Annotated in this window: 36 protein-coding genes; 5 read left to right on the forward strand and 31 right to left on the reverse strand. The window is 38.3% G+C overall.

Annotation, left to right across the window (positions count from 1 at the left end; genetic code table 11):
• Positions 1-174: 174 nt before the first annotated feature.
• The 31 genes from rplQ to rpsL all read right to left on the reverse strand — a co-directional run bounded on the left by rplQ (position 175) and on the right by rpsL (position 18,830).
• Positions 175-603, reverse strand: coding sequence for a 50S ribosomal protein L17 (gene rplQ, locus V4P56_RS03245; protein WP_455481525.1), 429 nt, complete (start codon positions 601-603; stop codon positions 175-177).
• A 23-nt stretch (positions 604-626) separates the two neighbouring features.
• A complete protein-coding gene (locus V4P56_RS03250) occupies positions 627-1,640 on the reverse strand; it encodes a DNA-directed RNA polymerase subunit alpha (RefSeq protein WP_455481526.1) in 1,014 nt (337 codons plus the stop codon).
• Positions 1,641-1,734: 94 nt separating this feature from the next.
• Positions 1,735-2,124 (reverse strand): 30S ribosomal protein S11, encoded by a 390-nt coding sequence (rpsK, locus tag V4P56_RS03255; RefSeq protein ID WP_455481527.1) that lies wholly within the window; start codon positions 2,122-2,124, stop codon positions 1,735-1,737.
• Positions 2,125-2,267: 143 nt separating this feature from the next.
• Positions 2,268-2,636: a 30S ribosomal protein S13 gene (rpsM, locus tag V4P56_RS03260; RefSeq protein ID WP_455481528.1), complete on the reverse strand. Its 369-nt coding sequence runs from the start codon at positions 2,634-2,636 to the stop codon at positions 2,268-2,270.
• A gap of 186 nt (positions 2,637-2,822) precedes the next feature.
• Entirely contained in the window at positions 2,823-3,401 is a 579-nt protein-coding gene (locus V4P56_RS03265) for an adenylate kinase (RefSeq protein WP_455481529.1), read from the reverse strand.
• Positions 3,398-4,744 carry a preprotein translocase subunit SecY gene (gene secY, locus V4P56_RS03270; protein ID WP_455482649.1) on the reverse strand — a complete coding sequence of 449 codons (1,347 nt, stop codon included), beginning with the start codon at positions 4,742-4,744 and terminating at the stop codon, positions 3,398-3,400. The genes V4P56_RS03265 and secY overlap by 4 nt, the downstream gene beginning before the upstream one ends.
• Positions 4,745-4,915: 171 nt before the next feature.
• Positions 4,916-5,383 carry a 50S ribosomal protein L15 gene (gene rplO, locus V4P56_RS03275; RefSeq protein WP_455481530.1) on the reverse strand — a complete coding sequence of 156 codons (468 nt, stop codon included), beginning with the start codon at positions 5,381-5,383 and terminating at the stop codon, positions 4,916-4,918.
• A gap of 20 nt (positions 5,384-5,403) precedes the next feature.
• Positions 5,404-5,610 carry a 50S ribosomal protein L30 gene (gene rpmD, locus V4P56_RS03280; RefSeq protein ID WP_455481531.1) on the reverse strand — a complete coding sequence of 69 codons (207 nt, stop codon included), beginning with the start codon at positions 5,608-5,610 and terminating at the stop codon, positions 5,404-5,406.
• A gap of 31 nt (positions 5,611-5,641) precedes the next feature.
• On the reverse strand, positions 5,642-6,190 hold the full coding sequence (rpsE, locus tag V4P56_RS03285) for a 30S ribosomal protein S5 (protein WP_455481532.1): 549 nt from the start codon (positions 6,188-6,190) through the stop codon (positions 5,642-5,644).
• A gap of 101 nt (positions 6,191-6,291) precedes the next feature.
• Complete coding sequence (gene rplR, locus V4P56_RS03290) at positions 6,292-6,654, reverse strand: 50S ribosomal protein L18 (protein ID WP_455481533.1); 363 nt, start codon at positions 6,652-6,654, stop codon at positions 6,292-6,294.
• 12 nt (positions 6,655-6,666) lie between these two features.
• Positions 6,667-7,200 carry a 50S ribosomal protein L6 gene (rplF, locus tag V4P56_RS03295; RefSeq protein ID WP_455481534.1) on the reverse strand — a complete coding sequence of 178 codons (534 nt, stop codon included), beginning with the start codon at positions 7,198-7,200 and terminating at the stop codon, positions 6,667-6,669.
• A gap of 64 nt (positions 7,201-7,264) precedes the next feature.
• Positions 7,265-7,663 (reverse strand): 30S ribosomal protein S8, encoded by a 399-nt coding sequence (gene rpsH, locus V4P56_RS03300; RefSeq protein ID WP_455481535.1) that lies wholly within the window; start codon positions 7,661-7,663, stop codon positions 7,265-7,267.
• Positions 7,664-7,677: 14 nt separating this feature from the next.
• Positions 7,678-7,983 (reverse strand): 30S ribosomal protein S14, encoded by a 306-nt coding sequence (gene rpsN / locus V4P56_RS03305; protein ID WP_455481536.1) that lies wholly within the window; start codon positions 7,981-7,983, stop codon positions 7,678-7,680.
• A 24-nt stretch (positions 7,984-8,007) separates the two neighbouring features.
• Positions 8,008-8,565 carry a 50S ribosomal protein L5 gene (gene rplE / locus V4P56_RS03310; RefSeq protein WP_455481537.1) on the reverse strand — a complete coding sequence of 186 codons (558 nt, stop codon included), beginning with the start codon at positions 8,563-8,565 and terminating at the stop codon, positions 8,008-8,010.
• Complete coding sequence (gene rplX, locus V4P56_RS03315; RefSeq protein ID WP_455481538.1) at positions 8,558-8,872, reverse strand: 50S ribosomal protein L24; 315 nt, start codon at positions 8,870-8,872, stop codon at positions 8,558-8,560. Before rplX ends, rplE begins: the two co-directional genes overlap by 8 nt.
• Before the next feature lie 12 nt (positions 8,873-8,884).
• Positions 8,885-9,253: a 50S ribosomal protein L14 gene (gene rplN / locus V4P56_RS03320; RefSeq protein WP_455481539.1), complete on the reverse strand. Its 369-nt coding sequence runs from the start codon at positions 9,251-9,253 to the stop codon at positions 8,885-8,887.
• A gap of 148 nt (positions 9,254-9,401) precedes the next feature.
• A complete protein-coding gene (rpsQ, locus tag V4P56_RS03325; protein ID WP_455481540.1) occupies positions 9,402-9,641 on the reverse strand; it encodes a 30S ribosomal protein S17 in 240 nt (79 codons plus the stop codon).
• Positions 9,642-9,652: 11 nt separating this feature from the next.
• Positions 9,653-9,853 (reverse strand): 50S ribosomal protein L29, encoded by a 201-nt coding sequence (gene rpmC / locus V4P56_RS03330; protein ID WP_455481541.1) that lies wholly within the window; start codon positions 9,851-9,853, stop codon positions 9,653-9,655.
• A gap of 12 nt (positions 9,854-9,865) precedes the next feature.
• A complete protein-coding gene (rplP, locus tag V4P56_RS03335; RefSeq protein WP_455481542.1) occupies positions 9,866-10,279 on the reverse strand; it encodes a 50S ribosomal protein L16 in 414 nt (137 codons plus the stop codon).
• Positions 10,280-10,315: 36 nt separating this feature from the next.
• Positions 10,316-11,026: a 30S ribosomal protein S3 gene (rpsC, locus tag V4P56_RS03340; protein WP_455481543.1), complete on the reverse strand. Its 711-nt coding sequence runs from the start codon at positions 11,024-11,026 to the stop codon at positions 10,316-10,318.
• On the reverse strand, positions 11,026-11,415 hold the full coding sequence (gene rplV, locus V4P56_RS03345) for a 50S ribosomal protein L22 (RefSeq protein WP_455481544.1): 390 nt from the start codon (positions 11,413-11,415) through the stop codon (positions 11,026-11,028). The genes rpsC and rplV overlap by 1 nt, the downstream gene beginning before the upstream one ends.
• A 2-nt stretch (positions 11,416-11,417) precedes the next feature.
• The gene (rpsS, locus tag V4P56_RS03350) at positions 11,418-11,696 is read right to left on the reverse strand and encodes a 30S ribosomal protein S19 (protein WP_004855734.1); all 279 of its coding nucleotides are present in this window, start codon (positions 11,694-11,696) and stop codon (positions 11,418-11,420) included.
• A 15-nt stretch (positions 11,697-11,711) separates the two neighbouring features.
• A complete protein-coding gene (gene rplB, locus V4P56_RS03355; RefSeq protein ID WP_455481545.1) occupies positions 11,712-12,545 on the reverse strand; it encodes a 50S ribosomal protein L2 in 834 nt (277 codons plus the stop codon).
• A gap of 20 nt (positions 12,546-12,565) precedes the next feature.
• Positions 12,566-12,859 (reverse strand): 50S ribosomal protein L23, encoded by a 294-nt coding sequence (locus tag V4P56_RS03360; RefSeq protein WP_455481546.1) that lies wholly within the window; start codon positions 12,857-12,859, stop codon positions 12,566-12,568.
• On the reverse strand, positions 12,856-13,476 hold the full coding sequence (rplD, locus tag V4P56_RS03365) for a 50S ribosomal protein L4 (RefSeq protein ID WP_455481547.1): 621 nt from the start codon (positions 13,474-13,476) through the stop codon (positions 12,856-12,858). The genes V4P56_RS03360 and rplD overlap by 4 nt, the downstream gene beginning before the upstream one ends.
• A complete protein-coding gene (gene rplC, locus V4P56_RS03370) occupies positions 13,476-14,216 on the reverse strand; it encodes a 50S ribosomal protein L3 (RefSeq protein WP_455481548.1) in 741 nt (246 codons plus the stop codon). Before rplC ends, rplD begins: the two co-directional genes overlap by 1 nt.
• A 27-nt stretch (positions 14,217-14,243) precedes the next feature.
• Complete coding sequence (gene rpsJ, locus V4P56_RS03375; RefSeq protein WP_455481549.1) at positions 14,244-14,552, reverse strand: 30S ribosomal protein S10; 309 nt, start codon at positions 14,550-14,552, stop codon at positions 14,244-14,246.
• Between the two features lie 64 nt (positions 14,553-14,616).
• Positions 14,617-15,792: an elongation factor Tu gene (gene tuf / locus V4P56_RS03380; protein ID WP_455481550.1), complete on the reverse strand. Its 1,176-nt coding sequence runs from the start codon at positions 15,790-15,792 to the stop codon at positions 14,617-14,619.
• A 63-nt stretch (positions 15,793-15,855) separates the two neighbouring features.
• On the reverse strand, positions 15,856-17,940 hold the full coding sequence (fusA, locus tag V4P56_RS03385; protein ID WP_455481551.1) for an elongation factor G: 2,085 nt from the start codon (positions 17,938-17,940) through the stop codon (positions 15,856-15,858).
• A 29-nt stretch (positions 17,941-17,969) separates the two neighbouring features.
• Positions 17,970-18,440 carry a 30S ribosomal protein S7 gene (rpsG, locus tag V4P56_RS03390; protein ID WP_455481552.1) on the reverse strand — a complete coding sequence of 157 codons (471 nt, stop codon included), beginning with the start codon at positions 18,438-18,440 and terminating at the stop codon, positions 17,970-17,972.
• Between the two features lie 18 nt (positions 18,441-18,458).
• The gene (gene rpsL / locus V4P56_RS03395; protein ID WP_455481553.1) at positions 18,459-18,830 is read right to left on the reverse strand and encodes a 30S ribosomal protein S12; all 372 of its coding nucleotides are present in this window, start codon (positions 18,828-18,830) and stop codon (positions 18,459-18,461) included.
• A gap of 513 nt (positions 18,831-19,343) precedes the next feature.
• On the opposite strand from rpsL, the gene xth reads away from it, so the two are divergent.
• From xth to V4P56_RS03420, 5 genes are all read left to right on the forward strand, one after another.
• Positions 19,344-20,126 (forward strand): exodeoxyribonuclease III, encoded by a 783-nt coding sequence (xth, locus tag V4P56_RS03400; RefSeq protein WP_455481554.1) that lies wholly within the window; start codon positions 19,344-19,346, stop codon positions 20,124-20,126.
• Positions 20,127-20,253: 127 nt separating this feature from the next.
• The gene (locus V4P56_RS03405; protein WP_455481555.1) at positions 20,254-21,165 is read left to right on the forward strand and encodes a transporter substrate-binding domain-containing protein; all 912 of its coding nucleotides are present in this window, start codon (positions 20,254-20,256) and stop codon (positions 21,163-21,165) included.
• Between the two features lie 131 nt (positions 21,166-21,296).
• Positions 21,297-22,049 (forward strand): amino acid ABC transporter permease, encoded by a 753-nt coding sequence (locus tag V4P56_RS03410; protein ID WP_455481556.1) that lies wholly within the window; start codon positions 21,297-21,299, stop codon positions 22,047-22,049.
• Between the two features lie 2 nt (positions 22,050-22,051).
• Positions 22,052-22,768, forward strand: a complete 717-nt coding sequence (locus tag V4P56_RS03415; protein WP_455481557.1) for an amino acid ABC transporter permease — start codon at positions 22,052-22,054, stop codon at positions 22,766-22,768.
• An 11-nt stretch (positions 22,769-22,779) separates the two neighbouring features.
• Complete coding sequence (locus V4P56_RS03420) at positions 22,780-23,526, forward strand: amino acid ABC transporter ATP-binding protein (protein WP_455481558.1); 747 nt, start codon at positions 22,780-22,782, stop codon at positions 23,524-23,526.
• Positions 23,527-24,222: the final 696 nt, after the last annotated feature.

Raw genomic sequence — 24,222 nt, forward strand, 5'->3', positions numbered from 1 at the left:
ATAATTCAGAACAAAAACAAGCTATCTAAATGAAGAATATTATAAAAATCAAATAATTCAATATTGTATAATTTTCTTCTTACATTTATCTTTCAAATAAAATTTACTCTAAAATTCTAAAAAAAAAACCGCCCTAAAAAGACGGTTTTTTAAAATCAAAAAAAAGAAAATACTTTATGAAGAAGTTTCTTTCTCATTTACTGCACTTTCTATACGTGCACGATCCACAGAACCCTTTGCATCGACATCACGATCAACAAATTCTATAACAGCCATAGGAGCATTATCACCAGCACGAAAGCCTGCCTTCATAATACGCAAATATCCACCATTACGCGATGCATAACGCAATGCAATTTTATCAAACAACTTCGCAACTTTTCCAGCATCACGAATAGCCGAAATTGCTTGTCGACGTGCATGCAAATCCCCGCGCTTACCTAGTGTAACTAACTTCTCAACAATAGGACGAAGTTCCTTGGCTTTTGGCAATGTTGTTACAACTTGTTCATGCTCAATCAATGAAACTGCCATATTTGCAAACATTGCTTTACGGTGGCTAGCAGTCCGATTCAATTTACGGCCTGAATTATTATGGCGCATGAGCCTTCTCCTTGAATCCTAATTTAATACTGATCTTCATAGCGTTTAGCAAGATCATCAATGTTTTCAGGTGGCCATGCAGGAATTTCCATACCAAGATGCAATCCCATACACGCTAAAACCTCCTTAATTTCATTTAATGACTTCCGCCCAAAATTTGGTGTCCGAAGCATTTCAGATTCTGTTTTTTGAATAAGATCACCAATATAGACAATATTATCATTCTTCAGACAATTTGCTGAACGAACCGAAAGTTCCAACTCATCTACTTTCTTGAGGAGTGCAGGATTAAAAGCAAGTTCAGAAACAGATTCTTCAACAATTTCTTTCTGCGGTTCTTCAAAATTTACAAATAATGATAATTGATCTTGAAGAATACGCGCTGCAAAAGCAACTGCATCCTCTCCATTAACAGCACCATTCGTCTCAATTGTTAGCGTTAATTTATCATAATCCAGAACTTGACCTTCACGTGTATTCTCTACTTTATAAGATACTTTACGAATTGGTGAATAAAGACTATCAACTGGAATAAAACCTATTGGCGCATCATCAACACAATTACGATCAGATGGAACATAACCCTTTCCTGTATTGACAATAAATTCCATACGAATCTCCGCGCCTTCATCAAGAGTACAAATAATATGCTCTGGATTCAGAATTTCCATATCTCCAACAGTATTGATATCCCCAGCTTTAACAACACCAGGCCCTTCTTTACAAACAACGATACGTTTAGGCCCTTCCTCTTCCATACGAAGTGCGATTTCCTTAATATTCAGAATAATATCTGTGACATCTTCACGGACACCTGGAATTGATGAAAATTCATGCAATACACCGTCAATCTGCACAGCAGTAACTGCAGCACCACGAAGCGATGACAATAATACACGACGAAGCGCATTCCCCAACGTTAAACCAAAACCACGCTCAAGAGGCTCAGCTACTACACTTAAAATATTTGGATTATCATGCGCATAAAACTCAACCTTATTGGGTTTAATTAGCTCTTGCCAGTTTTTCTGGATCATATTTTTATTCCCATTCTTTAGTCCCGCCACCATTCAATCGCGACGGCCAATGTGAACATCAGAGAAGGCTCCGATAACGAAAAACAACACCCAATTAAACACGCCGCCTTTTTCGTGGACGACATCCATTATGAGGGATCGGTGTTACATCACGAATGGAAGTAATTATAAAACCAACAGATTGCAATGCACGCAAAGCGGACTCTCGACCCGCTCCAGGACCACAAACTTCAACTTCCAATGAACGCATACCGTGCTCTTGCGCTTTCTTAGCACAATCTTCCGCTGCAACTTGAGCCGCAAAGGGCGTCGACTTACGTGAACCTTTAAATCCCTGAGCACCTGCAGACGACCAAGCAATTGCATTTCCCTGAGCATCAGTAATAGTAATCATTGTATTATTGAATGTTGAATTTATATGCACAACACCTGATGAAATATTTTTGCGTTCACGACGACGAATACGTGTGGCTTCCTTGGCCATAGTTTTCCTTTCAAATGAATCTCTCCACTGCCGTAACACCAGCAGCTCCACCCTATTTTTCTTCTTATTAAAAAAACTTTAACAAAAAACTTTAACAAGAAACAAAATATCTAAAAAAATAACCCCCTTTTTTCCAAATATTATTACTTTTTCTTGCCTGCAATTGCCTTAGCCGGACCTTTACGTGTACGAGCATTTGTATGAGTACGTTGCCCACGAACAGGCAAAGAACGGCGATGACGCAACCCACGATAGCAACCAAGATCCATTAAACGCTTAACATTCATCGCAACTTCACGGCGAAGATCACCTTCAACTTGATAATCCTGATCTATCGCTTCACGAATCTGCAACACTTCTGCATCTGAAAGCTCATGTACACGACGCCCTGCAGGAATGCCAACTTTTTTAGTAATCTCTTGAGCAAATTTTTGTCCAATCCCGTGAATATACTGAAGCGCAATAACTACACGCTTACCTGTCGGGATATTGACGCCAGCAATACGAGCCACGCCTATTCTCCTTAATTATGTTGACAATCAACCATAAAATACCTAATACGCTTTACATAAAAATACAGACCTGACTTGTGCAAAAGCGCTTCAAAGCCTGCCATCTTACTGAAATTAACTACAGCAGCTTTTGATAGATTTTACCGCAAAAGTCAACTCCTTTCACTTATTTCTAAAAAAAATTCCTTATTTAAGAAACTCCTTTATGATACGTGATACTTCAGCAACACCAATCATACCATCAACTATTTTTAATAACCCCTTTTCTGAATAAAATTTTGATAATGGTTCTGTTTTTTCATGATATTCTACTAACCGTTTCGCAAAAGCAACAAGATTATCATCTGAACGAACTTTTTCACCAACAGCTATTGTTTCCTGAACACGTTTTTTCATTCGCTCAATCAATACATCTTCATCAACAATTAATTTAATAACAGCATCAAGCGACATATTTTTCGATTGCAAAATTTGTTGCAAAGCTTCTGCTTGTCCTACAGTACGCGGATACCCATCCAATATAAAACCATTCACACAATCTCTTTCATCGATACGATCTGATACAATTTGATTAACAATTATATCAGACACTAAATTACCAGAATCCATAATAGCTTTAGCTTTTTTGCCAATTTCTGTCTCTTTGATAACAACCTCACGCAGCATATCACCCGTCGATAACTGAGGGATACTATATCTCTCAGCTAATATTTTAGCCTGCGTACCCTTTCCAGCTCCAGGAGGACCTAAAAGAATAATTCTCATCGATTCTTTCTACCCCCACGAAGTTTTGATTTTTTAATCAATCCTTCATATTGATGCGCAACAAGATGTCCCTGAATTTGAACAACTGTATCAAGCGTAACAGTAACAACAATTAATAATGATGTCCCCCCAAGATAAAAAGGAATTTGTAATGCAGATATCATAAACTCAGGTAATAAACAAATCAAAATAATATAAATTGCACCCACAACAGTAATACGAGTCAAAACATAATCGATATATTCAGCTGTACGCTCACCAGGACGAATCCCTGGAATAAAACCTGAATGCTTTTTTAATTGATCCGCTGTATCGCTTGGATTAAACACAATAGCTGTATAAAAAAAGCAAAAAAATGCCATTAAAATAGCATAAATAATCATATAAAGTGGCTGGCCATGACCAAGAGAATAAGAAATAGCCTGAATCCAATGCGGCATTTGGTCAGAAAAATTATTAACAGTTGCAGGCAACAACAATAAAGATGAAGCAAAAATTGGCGGAATAACACCCGCAGTATTTAGTTTTAAAGGAAGATGTGACATATCTCCTTGAAACATCTGGTTACCAATCTGACGTTTCGGATACTGAATAAGGATTCGGCGTTGCGCACGTTCCACAAAAACAATAATTCCGATAACAAAAACAGTAATAAAAACAATCCCTATCAATAAAAAAGTCGATAAATCAGCTTGACTATGAGCAGTCAAAAGCTGAGCAAAAGTAGAAGGAAAATTAGCCACAATCCCTGTAAAAATAATAAGGGAAACTCCGTTACCAACACCGCGTGATGTGATCTGTTCACCAAGCCACATTAAAAACATTGTCCCACCAACAAGTGTAACAATAGAAGAAATACGAAACATAAAGCCTGGCTCTATAACAATTTGAAGACCTGTTCCTATACCAGTTTCAAGTGCAACTGCAATACCAAAAGCTTGTAGAATTGCAAGTATGACCGTTACATATCGGGTATATTGATTAATAATTTTACGACCCAATTCTCCTTCTTTTTTGAGAGATTCCAATGAAGGAATAATCGAAGTTAGCAATTGTACAATGATTGATGCAGATATATAAGGCATAATTCCCAGCGCAAAAACCGCCATGCGTCCAACTGCACCACCAGCAAACATATTAAATAGCCCTAGTACACCAGATGCATGATGTTCAAATGTTTGCCGTAAAGCATCAATATTAATACCAGGAAGAGAGATATAAGTACCAAAACGATACACAAGGAGCGCAGCTAAAGTAAACCAAATGCGTTTTTTTAATTCTGTCGCACGCGAAAAAGTGCCGAAATTTATATTAGAAGCAAATTGCTCTGCTGCTGATGCCATAAAACGTCTCCAGTTCACACTACAATTCTTTAAACCGCAGAAGTACAACTTTAAAAATTTATATCGTCATACAAAAACAAATGTTAAAATCAAATCACTCTCCGCAAAGAATCATTTTAATAAAAGATATACATACTCCCCTCTTATATCGCCATTCATATCAAAATAAATTTATTGAACCACTTCAGAAAAAATAACTTGACCACCAGCTTTTTCAATCTTGATGCGAGCAGCCGCAGAAGTACCAGAAACATTAAATGTAATTTTGTCTTTCAATTCACCATCAGAAAGAAGACGAACTCCATCTTTTAAACGACGAATAATCCCAGCCTCTTTCAATGAAACAATATCAACTGTTTTTGCAATATTCAATTTACCTTCATCAATTGCCAACTGAATACGACCTAGTGAAACTTCATTATAGTTCTTAGCAAAAAAATTTCTAAATCCACGCTTTGGTAAACGACGATAAATAGGCATTTGCCCACCTTCAAAACCATTAAGTGAAACACCAGAACGCGATTTTTGTCCTTTAACACCACGACAACTTGTTTTACCAATACCCGAACCAATTCCACGTCCAACACGCTTACGATTCTTTGTTGCGCCTTCACAATCACGCAGTCCATTGAGTCTCATATCTTATACTCCCGCAATCTTCAACGTTCATCTATAACTCGAACAAGATGCCGAACTTTAGCAATCATACCCCGTACACAAAGTGTATCCTCTAAAGTACGACGACGATGCATTTTATTTAATCCAAGCCCTTTCAACGTTGCACGCTGAACCCTTGGGTTCCGCATTGGACTTCCAATCTGCTCTATTGTGATAGTCTTTCCATTCTGAGATTTTTTTTGAACCATTTTAAAATTCCTTTTCTGATAATCTCAGAAATTACCCTTCTGCACCAACTAAATGCTGACGACGCGCCTGCAAAGTTGAATACTTAATACCACGCCGAGCTGCAATATCTTTAGGATGCATTTGATTCTTTAATGCATCAAAAGTTGCACGCACCATGTTATAAGGATTTGACGATCCCAGTGATTTTGCAACAACATCCTGCATACCAAGAGTTTCAAAAATAGCGCGCATCGGCCCCCCAGCAATAATACCAGTACCAGCTGCAGCTGATCGCAACAAAACACGACCAGCTCCATGACGACCTTCAAGATCATGATGTAATGTACGACCAGACCTAAGCGGTACATAAATCATTCCACGCTTTGCAGATTCTGTAGCTTTACGAACTGCCTCAGGTACTTCACGCGCTTTGCCATGACCAAAACCGACATGTCCTTTTTGATCTCCAACAACAACAAGAGCAGCAAAACCAAAACGCCGACCACCCTTTACAACCTTAGCAACACGATTGATATGAACAAGCCTATCGATAAATTCACCGTCACGTTCATCACGCTCACTACGCTCTTTTTGTGCCATTCCTCATTCCTTTTTCTTTTCCGGAAGCACGTTAACAAAGTTCCAATACAAAATAAAAAGAACTTACATGAAACGCCCTAAAAATTCCTAAATAAAACACTTTAAAAATTCAAACCACCTTCACGAGCAGCCTCAGCTAAAGCCTTTACTCTACCATGATAAACATATGCACCACGATCAAAAACTACTTCACTAACACCAGCTTTCTTAGCGCGTTCAGCAATTAATTTTCCAACAGCAAAAGCAGCTTTTTTATCAGCACCATTCTTTAAAGATTTTTTTAAATCACCTTCAAGAGTAGATGCAGAAACAAGCGTACATCCATGTAAATCATCAATAATCTGAGCATAGATGTTCTGATTTGAACGATAAACACTAAGCCGTGGACGATCGTTAGAAACCATTTTAATCCGACGACGAACACGCCTTGCACGACGCTGGATAATGTCTTTAGATGAAACCATGGTACAAAATCCTTACTTCTTTTTACCTTCTTTACGGAAGATACGCTCATCTGCATGCTTAACACCTTTACCTTTATAAGGCTCAGGTCTACGATATTCTCGAATTTCTGCCGCAACTTGCCCAACCTGCTGCTTATCAATTCCAAAAACAATAATTTCCGTTGGCTTTGGAACCGTTACAGTAACACCTGCTGGCACTTTATAAACAACATCATGCGAAAAACCTAACGATAGCTGAATATCTTTCCCTTGCATAGCAGCACGATAACCAACACCATTAATCTCAAGCTTTTTCTCAAAACCATCTTTCACCCCACAAAAAATATTTTCAATCATTGAGCGTGACATACCCCATTTAGAGCGAGCATCTTTTGATTGATCTCGTGGTGTAACTGATACAGCATTCTCTTCAAACTTAACCAAGACTTCATCATTAACGGTGTAACTCAATTCACCTTTTGGCCCCTTTGCCTTAACTATTTGACCTTCAACAGTAGCGATAACTCCAGAAGGAACTGAAATGGGCTTTTTTCCAATACGAGACATTATTCTAACCTATTTTTTCTGTTTTCTTATAAGTATTCAGACAGAAAACACGATAAATAATCATTCAGAAAACACGACAAAGAAGCTCTCCACCAACATTTTGTTCACGTGCTTCATGATCTGCCATCACTCCTTTAGGAGTCGATAAAATTGAAATACCAAGACCATTTGCTACTTGGGGAATAAATTTAGCAGAAACATACACACGACGACCAGGTTTTGAAACACGTGAAATCTCACGAATAGCAGCTGATCTTTCAAAATATTTCAACTCTATTTCAATTTCAGACTTCCCATTACCAAAATTAACCTGATTATACCCACGGATATAACCTTCTGATTGAAGAACATCAAGAACACGTGCACGAAGCTTTGAAGCAGGTGTGACCACTTTACCTTTTTTACGATAAAGCGCATTACGAATACGTGTTAACATATCACCAAGAGGATCTGACACAGACATTGATTAATCTCCTCTTACCAACTAGATTTAATAATACCAGGAATGTGACCCAGAGAACCGAGTTCACGCAATGCAATCCGCGACATTTTTAATTTTCGATAATAAGCTCGAGGACGACCTGAAACTTCACAGCGATTACGAAAACGAACTTTTGCAGAATTACGCGGTAATTTTGCCAACTGAACAGAAGCTTTAAAACGCTCTTCAATAGAAACTTTCTGATCCATAACTATCGCTTTCAAGCGTTCACGACGTGCAGCATAACGTTTTATCATCACACCACGATGTTTATTTTTTTCAACAGCACTTACTTTGGCCATAACCTTACCTCACTACGTTTGCTGTTACGAACGAAACGGAAAATTAAAAGCGCGTAATAATTCACGTGCCTCATCATCTGTATTTGCTGTCGTACAAACAATAATATCCATTCCCCAAATTTGATCAACTTTATCATAGTTCACTTCTGGAAACACAATGTGTTCCTTGATACCCATAGCAAAATTACCACGACCATCAAAGCTTTTCGGATTCAAACCACGAAAGTCACGAACCCGCGGAAGTGCAATCGTAACAAGACGATCCAAAAATTCAAACATGCGATCTTTACGCAGTGTAACTTTAGCTCCAAGCGGCATTCCTTCACGAACCTTAAAAGTCGCAATAGAATTACGTGCACGCGTAACAACAGCTTTCTGACCTGTTATCAATGCCAAATCTTCAGCTGCAATAGACGGTTTCTTTGAGTCAGCAGTTGCTTCACCAATCCCCATATTAATCACAATTTTATCAACACGCGGAATTTGCATTTCATTTTTATAGTTAAATTTCTCTTGAAGAGCTTTACGAACTACTTCAAAATAATGCATCTTCATACGTGGCTTTTGTTTTTCTTCAGCCATTAATCAACTCTCCCGAACGCTTGGCAAAACGAACCTTATTACCATCTGCATTCACACGAAAACCTACACGTGTAGGCTTACCATCTTTAGGATCAGCAATCGCTAAATTAGACAAATGAATCGGAGCTTCTTTGGAAATAATTCCAGCCTCTTGCTTTTGTGTTTGTCGCTGATGACGCTTAATCATATTAACTCCGCGAACAAAAGCACTATTTTCCTTCGGATTCACTTTAATTACTTCACCACGACACCCTTTATCTTTACCAGATAAGACCACAACTTTATCGCCTTTTCGAATCTTTTGCATAACATCCGCTCCTTATAACACTTCAGGAGCAAGAGAGATGATTTTCATATGATTCTTACCACGAAGCTCACGAGGAACCGGCCCAAAGATACGTGTACCAATCGGCTCTCTCTTATTATCCACTAAAACAGCAGCATTGCTATCAAAACGAATAACACTACCATCTGTGCGACGAATATCCTTAGCTGTACGAACTACCACAGCTTTCATTACATCACCTTTTTTAACACGGCCGCGAGGAATAGCATCCTTAACCGAAACAACAATAATATCGCCGACCGAAGCATACTTCCGCTTTGAACCGCCCAATACCTTGATGCACATGACACGACGAGCACCCGAATTATCTGCAACGTCGAGGTTTGTTTGCATCTGAATCATGACTGGCCACCTTTTCTTAACGTTTATGTCCGGTCATGTTTCTAACATATCCGGACTTGCCTGCCAAACAATGAATAAAGCTATCACTTTTAAATTTACCAATGAAAAGATAACCATTGTTAAATTTTAAAACAATAACCCCAGCTAATCACGTTACACTGTCTTTAACAACAATCCAACGTTTATCTTTCGAAATTGGTTTAGATTCCTGAATAGAAATCTGATCCCCAATCTTAAACTGATTGTATTCGTCATGCGCCTTATACTTCTTAGACTGCCGAACAGTCTTTTTGAGAAGTGGATGAGAATAACGACGCTCCACTTTGACAACAACAGTTTTATCACTTTTGTCACTAACGACAACACCCTGCAAAACGCGTTTAGGCATCTTTTACTTCCTTAAGCCTTACTTTCATTTATCTTCTGGTGAAGAAAAGTTCTAACACGTGCAATATTACGACGAACTTGTCTAATACGTGAAGTCTTTTCTAATTGACCAGTCGCTTTCTGAAAGCGCAAATTAAACTGCTCTTTCTTTAATTTAGCCAATTCATCTTTCATTTGGTCGAGCGTTTGCTCCTGTAATTTTATAGCTTTCATCGCTTAACCTCTTTATTCAGCAATACGCTGGATGAAACGCGTCTTAATAGGTAATTTTGCAGCACCTAATCTCAGTGCTTCACGTGCCACATCTTCAGGTATCCCGTCAAGCTCAAACATGACGCGCCCAGGCGCAACACGAGTTGCCCAATAATCAACACTTCCTTTACCTTTACCCATCCGAACTTCAGTGGGTTTAGATGTAACCGGAACATCCGGAAAAATACGAATCCATACACGACCAGAACGCTTCATATAACGCGTAATTGCACGACGTGCTGCTTCAATTTGACGAGCCGTGATACGCTCTGGCTCAATAGCTTTCAGACCATAAGCACCGAAATTTAAATCCGTACCACCTTTCGAAGTACCGTGAATACGACCTTTAAATTGCTTACGGAACTTTGTGCGCTTTGGCTGCAACATTGCTCTCTACTCCAAATTTTAGTTCAACTACAAAAATTAAGCATTTTCACGGCGACGATTCAATGAAGAACCAGAATGATCAGTTTCTGTAGCGCGACGCTCTGAAGCCATTGGATCATGTTGAAGAATTTCACCCTTAAAAACCCAAACTTTAACACCACAAATACCATAAGCAGTCTTAGCTTCTGCTGTACCATAATCAACATCAGCACGCAAAGTATGAAGAGGAACACGACCTTCACGATACCACTCCATACGAGCAATTTCAGCACCACCAAGACGACCAGAACAATTAATACGAATGCCTTCTGCTCCAAGACGCATAGCCGATTGAACTGCCCGCTTCATTGCACGTCGAAAAGCAACACGACGCTCAAGCTGCTGAGCAATTGACTGAGCAATAATTGTTGCATCAATTTCTGGTTTACGAATTTCTACAATATTTAATGAAGTTTCAGCATTCGTCATCTTTGAAAGTTTATTACGAAGCTTTTCAATATCGGCACCTTTTTTACCAATAATAAGACCAGGGCGTGCCGAATGGATTGTTATACGACATTTTTTATGAGGACGCTCAATAACAACCTTAGAAATAGCCGCCTGCTTTAATTCTTCAAGAACATATAAACGAATTTTAAAATCTTCATGAAGAAGGCGCCCATATTCACCACTATTAGCGTACCAACGTGAATCCCAAGTTCGATTAACTCCAAGACGCAGCCCTATTGGATTGATCTTCTGACCCATTATGTAGCCTCCACTTCTTCGGTAACTTCACGAACAACAATAGTAAGATGTGAAAACGGACGTTCAATTCGACTAGTACGACCACGACCACGAACATGAAAACGTTTCATCACTATCGATTTACCAACATAAGCTTCTGCAACAATTAACGAATCAATATCGAGATCATGGTTATTTTCTGCATTTGCAATTGCTGATTCAAGGGTTTTTTTAACTGTTCCAGCGATACGTTTACGTGAAAACGTTAAATCAGCTAATGCTACATTAATTTTTTTACCACGAATCATTGCAGCAACTAAATTAAGCTTTTGAGGACTAACATGAATCGTCTTAGAAACAGCCTTAGCTTCATTATCTTTCAACTGGCGCGGAACCTTAGCTTTTCCCATTTCTACTTCCTCTTCGCTTTCTTATCTGCACCATGCCCATAATAAGTTCGAGTGGGAGCAAACTCACCAAATTTATGCCCAACCATCTCTTCAGAAACAGAAACAGGAATATGCTTATTGCCGTTATAAACACCAAAAGTCAAACCGACAAATTGTGGTAAAATAGTAGAGCGACGACTCCATATTTTTATAACTTCATTGCGCCCACTTGCGCGTACTTTCTCGGCCTTTCCAAGAAGATAACCGTCAACAAACGGACCTTTCCAAACCGAACGAACCATTTCAGACTACCTTTCTCATTTCTTGCGTTGATGCCGTGTACGCATAATAAACTTATCAGTGGCTTTATTAGAGCGTGTACGCTTACCCTTTGTAGGCTTACCCCAAGGGGATACTGGATGACGCCCCCCTGATGTACGACCCTCACCACCACCATGTGGATGATCAACTGGATTCATGGCAACACCACGAACATGTGGACGCTTTCCACGCCAACGCGATCGACCTGCCTTACCATCATTGATGTTTCCATGATCAGGATTTGAAACTGCACCAACAGTTGCAAAACAACTACTAGACACTAAACGCTGTTCACCAGAATTAAGACGAAGAATAGCCATTCCTTGATCTCGTCCAACCAACTGTGCATAAGCACCAGCTGAACGTGCAATCTGACCACCTTTCCCCGGCTTCATTTCAACATTATGAATAATCGTACCTACAGGCATATTATTAAGTGGCATCGCATTTCCTGGCTTAACATCAATATTTGAACCAGCAATAACAGAATCACCAACATCAAGACGTTGTGGTGCAAGGATATAACTTAATTGCCCATCTTCATAGCGAATTAACGCGATAAAAGCAGTGCGATTAGGATCATATTCTAAACGCTCAACTTTCGCAGACATATTACGCTTAAGACGCTTAAAATCAATAAGCCTATAACTACGCTTATGCCTTCCACCCTGAAAACGAGCAGTAACTCGACCACGATTATTACGTCCACCTTTTGATGATAGCCCCTCAGTTAATGCTTTTACAGACTTACCTTTATAAAGACAAGAACGATCTACCGTAACAAGCTGACGTTGCCCTGGTGTAGTCGGATTAAAGTACTTAAGTGCCATTATTCTTATCTCCGAGCTTTTTAAAGACCTGTTGAAACGTCGATAGACTGACCATGAGCTAATGTTACTATCGCTTTCTTAACATCACTCTGCCGACCAATGATACCTTTGAAACGCTTTACTTTTCCCTTACGAATTATCGTATTTACTGCTTTCACCTTAACACCAAAAAGCGCTTCAACAGCAGCCTTAATTTCAGGCTTCGTTACTTTTAACGAAACATTAAAAGCAACTTGATTATATTCAGAAATCATAGTCGACTTCTCAGTAATAATTGGACTAACAATTATATCATAATGACGAAGATCTGTCATTTAAAACGCTCCTCAAGAGCCTCAACAGCTGCTTTTGATAAAACAAGTTTGCTGCGACGCAAAATATCATACACATTAATTCCTTGAATTGGCAAAATATCAATATTAGGGATATTGGATGCTGCACGAGAAAAATTAATATCAATCTCTCTTCCACCAACTAATAGAGCGTTATCAAACCCAATCTTAGAAAAATTGGAAGCAAGCAATTTAGTTTTAGCATTCTTAATGCTCAACTCGTCAACTATAATTAAATTGTTTGCCTTTAATTTTGTTGACAAAGCAAGACATAATCCAAGAGAACGAATTTTTTTTGGAAGATTGTGCATATGACTACGTGCTACCGGACCATGCGCCTTACCACCACCTCGGAACTGTGGTGCGCGAGCAGATGAATGCCGAGCGCGTCCAGTTCCTTTTTGCTTAAACATCTTTGCTCCAGTCCGTGATATATCAGACCGCCCCCGTGATTGATGCGTTCCTTGTTGACGACGCGCCAACTGCCAACGAACAACCCGTTGCAAAATATCTTCACGCGGAACAAGACCGAAAATGCTTTCGGAAACCTTTAATGTATCAACTTCATTGCCATCTAGAGTTTTAACTATAAGATCCATTATTCGGCTCCTTTAGATTCAGCAACTTCCGCTATCGGAGCAACCATTTCTGCTTTCTCCTTTACAGAACGGCGAATACCAGCAGGTCTTGGTGCATTATCAGGAAGACGTTTCTTTATAGCATCCCGCACCAAAATCCAAGCCCCTTTAGAGCCAGAAACAGCACCACGCACTAAAATTAAACCACGCTCAACATCTGTAGAAACAACTTCAATATTTTGCGTTGTCACACGTACCTGCCCCATATGACCAGCCATCTTTTTACCCTTAAACACTTTACCCGGATCTTGACATTGACCCGTTGAACCATGAGCGCGATGTGTGATCGAATTACCATGTGAAGCACGATGTCCACCAAAATTATGCCGTTTTATAACACCAGCAAAGCCTTTACCAATACTTGTGCCTGTTACATCAACTCTTTGTCCTGGAACAAAATGTTCTGCTGTAATTTCGGTACCAATATCAAGAAGATTATCGGGGCTAACACGAAATTCCACTATTTTCGCTTTAGGTTCAACCGAAGCTTTAGCAAAATGTCCACGAAGAGCTTGCGAAACATTTTTAACTTTAGCGAATCCCACGCCTAACTGAACAGCAGTATAACCATTTTTTTCAACTGTACGCTGAGCAATGACTTGACAATTTTCCAAACGAAGTACTGTTACCGGTACATGCTCGCCAGCATCATTATAAATACGGGTCATGCCTAGCTTCTGTGCTATTACACCTGAACGCATCAGATTTGTTCCTTCTATCTTCAAACCTCAGAGCTTAATCTCAACATCCACACCAGCAGAAAGATCAAGCTTCATAAGAGCATCTACTGTCTGCGGTGTTGGATCAACAATATCAAGAAGACGCTTATGTGTACGCATCTCAAACTGCTCACGGCTCTTCTTATCGATATGCGGCCCACGATTAACCGTAAATTTTTCAATCCGCGTTGGAAGCGGAATTGGACCACGGATACTAGCACCAGTACGCTTAGCAGTCGACACAATTTCACGTGTCGACGCATCAAGGATTCTATGGTCAAACGCTTTCAAGCGAATGCGGATATTTTGACTATTCATTCTCTTTATTTCCTTGTTATGCGAAATATCTCTAACAACAAAGGCATTCTTCAACAATTATTATTTACTCAATGATCTTAGAGACGATACCTGCACCGACGGTACGACCACCTTCACGAATAGCAAAACGAAGCTTTTCCTCCATTGCAATTGGAACAATTAAAGAAACATCCATAGCAACATTATCACCAGGCATAACCATCTCAGTACCTTCTGGAAGTATAACAATTCCAGTCACATCTGTAGTACGGAAATAAAATTGAGGACGATAATTTGTAAAAAATGGAGTGTGACGACCACCCTCATCTTTTGTCAAAATATAAGCCTCTGCTTTAAATTTAGTATGCGGAGTAACTGAACCAGGCTTCGCTAAAACTTGACCACGTTCAATTCCATCACGATCAACACCACGAAGTAATGCACCAATATTATCGCCTGCTTGCCCTTGATCCAAAAGCTTGCGGAACATTTCAACCCCTGTAACTGTTGTCTTAGAAGTTGGACGAATACCAATAATCTCGATTTCCTCACCAACTTTAATAACACCACGCTCAACACGACCAGTAACAACAGTTCCACGACCTGAAATCGAAAAAACATCCTCAATCGGCATCAAAAATGGTTGATCAACTGGACGCTCTGGAGTTGGTATATAATTATCAACTTCACTCATCAAAAGACGAACCGCATCTTCACCAATGCTCTTATCTGTATCTTCAAGTGCCGCTAACGCAGAACCTTTAACTATTGGGATATCATCTCCTGGAAAATCATACTTTGATAAAAGCTCACGAACTTCAAGCTCAACAAGCTCTAAAAGCTCAGCATCATCAACTTGATCAACCTTATTAAGAAAAACAACAATCGCAGGAACACCTACTTGACGTGCTAGCAAAATATGCTCTCGTGTCTGTGGCATCGGGCCATCCGCAGCAGAAACAACCAAAATCGCACCATCCATCTGCGCTGCACCTGTGATCATATTCTTTACATAATCTGCATGTCCTGGGCAATCAACATGCGCATAATGCCGGCTCTCTGTTTCATATTCAACGTGTGCCGTAGAAATAGTAATCCCACGCGCACGCTCCTCAGGAGCTGCATCAATTTGATCATATGCTTTAAATTCACCAAAATATTTCGTAATCGCTGCTGTTAATGAAGTCTTCCCATGATCAACATGACCAATCGTACCTATATTAACATGCGGCTTCGTGCGTTCAAATTTGCTCTTTGCCATTTGAGCTCTCCATTTTCTGTTCAAACCAAGAACTAAGTTAAAAATTAATTATGTAATTTAAAATTACGCGTATTTCTTTTGAATCTCCAAAGCAACAGCCGAAGGGACAGGTTCATAATGATCAAACTGCATTGTATATTGAGCACGCCCTTGACTCATTGAACGAAGAGTATTTACATAACCAAACATATTTGCCAAAGGAACCATTGCATTCACAACTGTTGCTATGCCCCGCGCCTCAGTTCCTGAAATTTGACCTCGACGAGAATTCAAATCACCAATAACATCGCCAACATAATCTTCCGGTGTAACAACTTCTACTTTCATAATTGGCTCAAGAAGCTGCGCACCAGCCTTTTTTGCGCCATCTCGAAAAGCTGCACGGGCAGCAATTTCAAAAGCTAAAACAGATGAGTCAACGTCATGATAACCACCATCAATTAAGGTAGCTTTTACACCAAGCATAGGAAAACCTGCAAGAGGCCCCGATCCCATAACACTCTCAATCCCCTTTTGAACCCCTGGAATATATTCTTTAGGGACAGCACCACCAACAATTTTTGACTCAAACAGAAAATCATCACCTTCATGAGGTTCAAAAATAATTTTTACACGAGCAAATTGCCCAGCACCACCAGATTGTTTTTTATGAGTGTAATCAATTTCTGCAGTTTTCGTAATTGATTCACGATAAGCAACCTGAGGTTGCCCTACATTGGCCTCAACTTTAAATTCACGACGCATACGATCAACAATAATATCAAGGTGAAGTTCACCCATACCAGCTATAATTGTTTGACCTGATTCTTCATCTGATTTAACACGAAATGAAGGATCCTCTGCCGCCAAACGACTGAGCGCAATACCCATTTTCTCCTGATCTGCCTTTGTCTTTGGCTCAATTGCAATTTCAATAACAGGTTCAGGAAATTCCATCCGTTCTAAAATAACAGGTTTTAAAGGATCACAAAGAGTATCACCAGTCGTTGTTTCTTTAAGTCCCGCAAGAGCAACGATATCACCTGCAAATGCTTCTTCAATATCTTCACGAGAATTTGAATGCATTTGCAACATACGCCCTAAACGCTCCCTTTTTCTTTTTACAGTATTCTCAAGAGAAATACCTTTTTGGACTTTACCAGAGTAAATACGACAGAAAGTCAATGATCCAACAAAAGGATCATTCATAATTTTAAAAGCAAGCATAGAAAGTGGAGCATCATCTGAAGACTCACGTGTCGTTTCAACTTCAGTCTTTACATCAATACCACTAATCGCTGGAACATCAACTGGAGAAGGAAGATAAGAAACAACAGCATCTAAAAGCGGCTGAACCCCTTTATTCTTAAAAGCAGTACCACAAAGAACCGGATGAAACTGAACCTCAATTGTCCCTTTACGAATGAGAGCAATAAGCTGCTCATTAGTTGGCATCACACCCTCTAAATAAGCCTCCGTTGCAGCTTCATCAACTTCAACTGCCATCTCAATTAATTTTTCACGATACTCTTCTGCTTGCTCTTTTAAATCAGAAGGAATTTCACCCACTACTGCTGCAGCTCCAATAGAACCATCCCATCTCAACGCTCTCATTTCAACAAGATCAACGACACCTTCAAAATCATTTTCAGCACCGATTGGTAACTGCAAAACTAATGCCTTAGCTCCCAATCGTGAACCAACCATCTCCACACTACGATAGAAATCAGCACCTATCTTATCCATCTTATTGACGAAAACCATGCGCGGTACATGATATTTTTCAGCTTGCCGCCAAACAGTCTCGGTTTGAGGTTCCACACCAGCGTTAGCATCTAATAATGCTATTGCACCATCAAGAACACGCAAAGAACGCTCAACCTCAATTGTAAAATCAACATGTCCTGGCGTATCAATAATATTAAAGCGTCGCTTCCGACCATCCCGCCCTTCCCAAAAGGTTGTTGTCGCAGCAGATGTAATCGTAATACCTCGCTCCTGTTCCTGCTCCATCCAATCCATTGTAGAAGCACCATCATGGGTTTCACCAATTTTATGATTTTTCCCAGTATAAAATAAAATACGCTCAGTCATAGTGGTCTTACCAGCATCAATATGCGCCATAATACCAAAATTACGATAATCTTCAATTTTATATTCGCGAGCCATTTACAATTGCCTTAGTTTTTTAACACACCTTACCAGCGATAATGAGAGAATGCACGATTAGCTTCGGCCATACGATGAACATCCTCCCGCTTCTTTACTGCAGAACCGCGATTATTAGCTGCATCCACTAACTCACCAGAAAGACGATCAATCATTGTCGTTTCATTGCGCCCACGCGCTGCTGCAATCAACCAACGAATAGCAAGAGCCTGACGGCGATCAGGACGAACCTCTATCGGAACTTGATAAGTAGCACCACCAACACGACGTGAACGAACCTCAATATGAGGAGCAACATTTTCCAATGCTTGATGAAATAAAGCTACAGGATCTGACTTCACTTTACTTTCTACAACATCAAGCGCGCAATAAACAATGCGCTCAGCAACTGACTTTTTACCATCAAACATAATGGCATTCATAAACTTTGTAATAACTAAATCGCCAAATTTGGGATCTGGATTGATTTCACGCTTTTCTGCTCTATGACGACGGGACATTGATTCTGTCTTTCAATATTATTTTGGACGTTTTGCGCCATATTTTGAACGACGCTGTTTACGATTTTTTACACCCTGTGTATCAAGCAAGCCGCGAATAATGTGATAACGAACTCCTGGCAAATCCTTCACACGACCACCACGAATCATAACAACAGAGTGTTCTTGAAGATTATGCCCCTCTCCGGGAATATAACCAATTACTTCAAATCCATTCGTTAAACGAACTTTAGCAACTTTACGAAGAGCAGAATTTGGCTTCTTAGGCGTTGTCGTATAAACACGAGTGCAAACACCACGCTTTTGCGGATTCGCCTGAAGAGCAGGAACCTTATTGCGCTTAACCGGTACAATACGCGGTTTGCGAATCAACTGATTTACGGTAGGCATGTAACCTTCCTCTTTTTAATCTACGTTCGTCTCACCCAATTTGGGCTTTTTCTATTTCTATCTATCCTGACACAATCAGAATAAACACTTAAGCTCACACACAAAATCGGGCAGGACTGCTACAAACAGCTTACCCGACTACAAGCAGAGAAGGCAACAGCCTCTTGCACTGGCATTCGCTTTTAATTTCCTAAAACAAACCCTGTTTGAAATGATTACCGGAATCAACTCCTTAAACACTAATCATTCTTACATCGGTTGCGATAGCCTCTAATAACGAGAACACATACATTCGTCAAGAACTAAACATCAGAAAGTGTGTAAAAATAAAAATAAACTGACATTGTAATACTTTAATTTAGCTTTTACAGGAATTCTTGATAAACTAAGATTACCATACTAATATCCCTTACACAACAATAAAGAACTGCAATATATTAGGGCTTTCTCTATAATCTTTTAACAAAATAACTTAATTTCACTGCAAAGTGATATTTAATTAAGATGAATACCATGAAAATAGTAACGTGGAATATTGCCGGAATAAAAGCACGACATGAAACATTATGTAAATGGCTACAGCAAAATCAACCTGATATAATTTGTCTACAAGAAATTAAAAGTACCAATGAAAACTTTCCACGCGATGCAATTGAAAATTTAGGCTATCATATAGAAACGCACGGACAAAAAAGCTTCAATGGTGTCGCAATTCTCTCTAAAAAAACTCCTGATGAAGTTATCCGCCAATTACCAGGCAACAACAACGATAAACAAACACGTTACATTGAGGCAGTTTATTCAACAAATAAAGGAGTTATCCGAGTTGCATCTCTTTATCTTCCAAATGGTAATCCCGTTGACAGCGAAAAATACTCTTACAAAATGGAATGGATGGAAAGACTGTATACACATGCAAAATTATTGCTGTCATACGAAGAGCCTCTTGTCTTAGCTGGTGATTATAATGTCATCCCTACTCCGTTGGATGCAAAAAAACCTCAAAAATGGTATAATGATGCCTTATTTATTCCACAAACAAGACAAGCATTCCAACGCATTGTTAATTTAGGTTTTTATGATGCCATCCGTAATGTCACCGATACTTCTTCATTTAGTTTTTGGGATTTTCAAGCCAACGCATGGCTCAAAAATAATGGTATTCGCATTGATCATTTGCTATTATCACCAGAAGCTGTTGATCAACTTATCTACGCTTATAGTCAAACAGAGGTGAGAGGATACCAAAAACCATCAGATCATACTCCCGTTTGGATCTACCTTAATTTCAGCTAAGGAAATACACTGCTCAGTTCATTAGAATAGTAAAATATCTCATCTCTAAGAATAAATATGTTGCACAGTACATAGCAGTATACCATAAGCAATAAAAAAAATAAGATCATGATATATGGAGGAAAAAATGAAACAATCGTTATTAATATTTATTACAATAATTGCCGTTGGGCTAACAGATATCGTAAATGCTGGAAATGATACACTTGAGAAAATTAAAACGACGGGGGAGATTACTCTAGGTGTTCGCGAATCATCTGGGCTAGCTTATGCTCTCGGCAATGGAAAATATGTAGGATTCCACACAGAAATGGCAGAGCATATCATCGCTGATATTTCAAAAAAAATTGGTAGACCAATTAAAATTCATTATCTTCCCATCACATCACAAAATAGAATTCCCCTTCTAAAAAATAATACTTATGATTTTGAATGTGGCTCAACAACAAATGATATTTCCCGCAGCAAAGAAGCAGCATTTTCTTATACTACTTACATCGAAGATGTTCGAATTGCCGTGAAGAAAGATTCCAACATTAAATCCCTTGATGATTTAAAAGGAAAAACAATTGCAACTACTACTGGCACAACATCTGTACAGCTGATCCGTAGAAATAAACGTGCAAAAAACATTGACTTTAAAGTCGTAAAAGGAAAAGATCATGGAGATAGCTTCTTATTATTAGAATCTGGCCGTGCAGATGCGTTTGTCATGGACACCTCAATTCTTGCTGGACTTATTGCTAAATCAAAAAATCCATCTGACTACATCATTCTTGATATTGTACTTTCAGTTGAACCAATCGCCTGCATGCTCCGATCAAATGATAAAAACTTTGAACAAGCAATTAACGATAGTATCATGCGCCAAATAAAAGATGAATCACTGAAAAAACTTTATGATAAATGGTTTATGAAACCGATTCCGCCTGCAAATACTGTTCTTAACCTCCCTTTATCTAAATCAACAAAATATGCTTGGGAACATCCTAATAATAAGCCTCGAGAAGATTATACAGAAAATAATTTGGAGAATTAAAAAGATAGCCGCACTTTTTGAAAATTGAGTGTGGTTATTTTGGGTTCATTTTTCAATAAATTCAGCATATGTGAAAATATAGCTGATTTAGTGCTTTTTTTCGAATGATAAAATTTAGGAAATATTAATTAATGGACTTTTCTTTCCTTTGTACGGATGATCTTAATCAAACATTAATAGCTGGATGCTTGGGAACTCCCGGTATAAGTCATACCTATTTAGATACACTACTCGATAGCTTAAAAAATACAATTATATTATCTATTTCTTCGCTAATCTTGGCTGTATTTTTTGGTGTTATTATTGGAACAATGCGCACTTTACCAAATACTTCCATAATTTTTTGCTCATTTCGTATTGTTGGTGGTATTTGGGTAGAGGTTATGCGTAATATCCCTCTACTTATACAAGTATTTTTATGGTATTTTGTTGTGCCTAAAATTTACCCACCTGCAATAAATTTTCCACCCATTTTACTAGTAACATGTGCTTTAGGTTTTTTTACATCTGCACGTATCGCGGAGCAGATTCGTTCAGGTATTGAAGCTATCCCTTCTGGTCAGCGTTATGCAGCGATGGCAATGGGATTTACTACCTATCAAAGCTATCGCTATATCATATTACCACGCGCTATGCGCACAATTATGCCTCCACTTACTTCAGAAGCAATGAGTATTATAAAAAATTCGTCTATAGCGTTCGCTGTTTCAATAAATGAGCTAATGCAATTTCAATATCAAACGATTGAAGAAGTAAGTCATGTCTACGAAAATTATCTTCTTGTTACAATTCTTTATATTTTAATAGCTTTATGTGTATTTATAATTATGACAGTAATTGAACAAATGCTCAAAATTCCTAATTTTCAAACAGAGGGACGTTAAATATGATAGATTTCATAGAATCTCAGTTTGGATCTCACTTTCCTTTCAATTTTTCAGACTTTGATTTTTCATTTTTTACTTTTGATATATTCTGTTCTTATATTCTGTCAGGATTGCTTTTTAGTATCTGCCTAACTCTATTTGCCACAGTATTTGGATTTATTTTTGGCACACTATTGGCAATGATGCGACTTTCTTCTATTAAACTAATCTCCTTACTTGCAATAATTTATATAACCGCTATGCGCTCAATACCGCTTGTTATGGTTATCTTATGGTTTTTTGTCCTTCTACCTTTCTTGACTGGTACATCAATCGGTGCCAATAAATCAGCATTAATTACATTTACCGCATTTGAAACTGCTTATTTTGCTGAAATTATGCGCGCTGGAATAAATTCAGTTTCACAAGGACAAAAATATGCAGGACAGGCTCTTGGAATGACATATTGGCAAAATATGTACATTATAATCCTTCCTCAAGCACTTAGAGACATGCTTCCAGTCTTTTTAACACAAGTCATTATACTTTTTCAGGATACAACTCTTGTTTATGCAATTAGTGGTAATAGCCTTTTAAATGGTTTTGATATTGTTGCTAACAATTTTGGTGTGAAGCAAGAAGCTTATATCTTGGCAGCCATTTTCTATTTTGTTATTTGCTTTACACTGTCGCAAATAGTTTTGTATTTACAGAAAAAAATATCTATTATTCGCTAACAGGAAAAAAAATGTCTACTCATATGATCGAAATAAAAAATGTTTCTAACTGGTATGGCGAAATTAATATTCTTAAAAATTGTACAGCTAATATCAATAAGGGAGAAGTTGTTGTAGTTTGTGGACCGTCCGGATCAGGTAAATCAACCTTTATAAAAACTATTAATGCTTTGGTACCTTTCCAAAAAGGTGAAATTTGGATTAATGGAATACCAGTTCATTCAAAGCAAACTAATTTATCTAAATTACGCAGCCACGTAGGAATGGTATTTCAACACTTTGAGCTTTTCCCACATTTATCTGTTACAGAAAATTTAACGATTGCACAAATCAAAGTTCTAAAGCGTAGCAAAAAAGAAGCACTTGAACATGGTTTGTTATATCTTGAACGTGTTGGACTCATTGAACATAAAGATAAATATCCTGGTGAACTGTCTGGAGGTCAACAACAACGTGTCGCTATTGCGCGTGCCTTAACCATGAATCCACTCGTTATGCTTTTTGATGAGCCAACATCTGCTTTAGATCCTGAAATGGTAGGTGAAGTGCTAGATGTTATGATCGGATTAGCAGAAGAAGGTATGACAATGATTTGTGTAACCCACGAAATGGGATTTGCTCAAAAAGTATCAGAGCGTGTTATTTTTATGGATCAAGGAAGAATTATTGAAGACTGTCTATCTAAAGATTTCTTTTCTGATCCACAAGCCAGAACACCACGTGTGCGAGAATTTTTGTCTAAAATCCTCAGCCATTAGCTACTAGATTATAACCAACAAAGCCATTTCTGATGTAGATTTAGATATAATAAGACTGACCTGTGAGATTCAGATATCTAAGAAATGTCATATATATATTCGAGAATTGTTATTTTAAAAATATTTTTATGTCACTTAAATCCATCATAAATGGCAAAAGCGCACTCTTGCAAAGAATAGATCTTCAATTTTGGTATTTTATATTAGAGCTTTTCCATATACTGCAGTTAACATTGCCACACCGAAAACTTCTTTTCTTGACTGAAAAAGCATGTTTTTAAGTATATCTTGAGCAGGAGAGCTACCTTTCTTTATTGAAAACTGAAACCATCTTATTGCTTGTGTAAAACTTTTCTCCTTATCCTTTACCCTTTAAAAATATTTTTCCTAAGTAGTAATGAGAGCTTTAGGATTCCTTTCCATAATCCATTGCACCTTACATCTAAAAGCTAGGCGTAACATATAAAAGCTAGACGTATAAGAAAGATAAAATTTTATAGGAGATTGAGGAATACCTTTTTTATATAACTCTGCAAGCCCAACAAATACATCAGAAATATAGCTTTCATTCCCTGAAACAAGATCAATATTTTTTCAACGATAAATACAAAAATTGTATGCTTTATAATTATCTTTAGACATATAACCATTATTTGCATAATATGCCCAAGCTCCCAATTTACATCAATATGATCC

It is taken from the genome of Bartonella sp. B35(2025) (assembly GCF_053794465.1).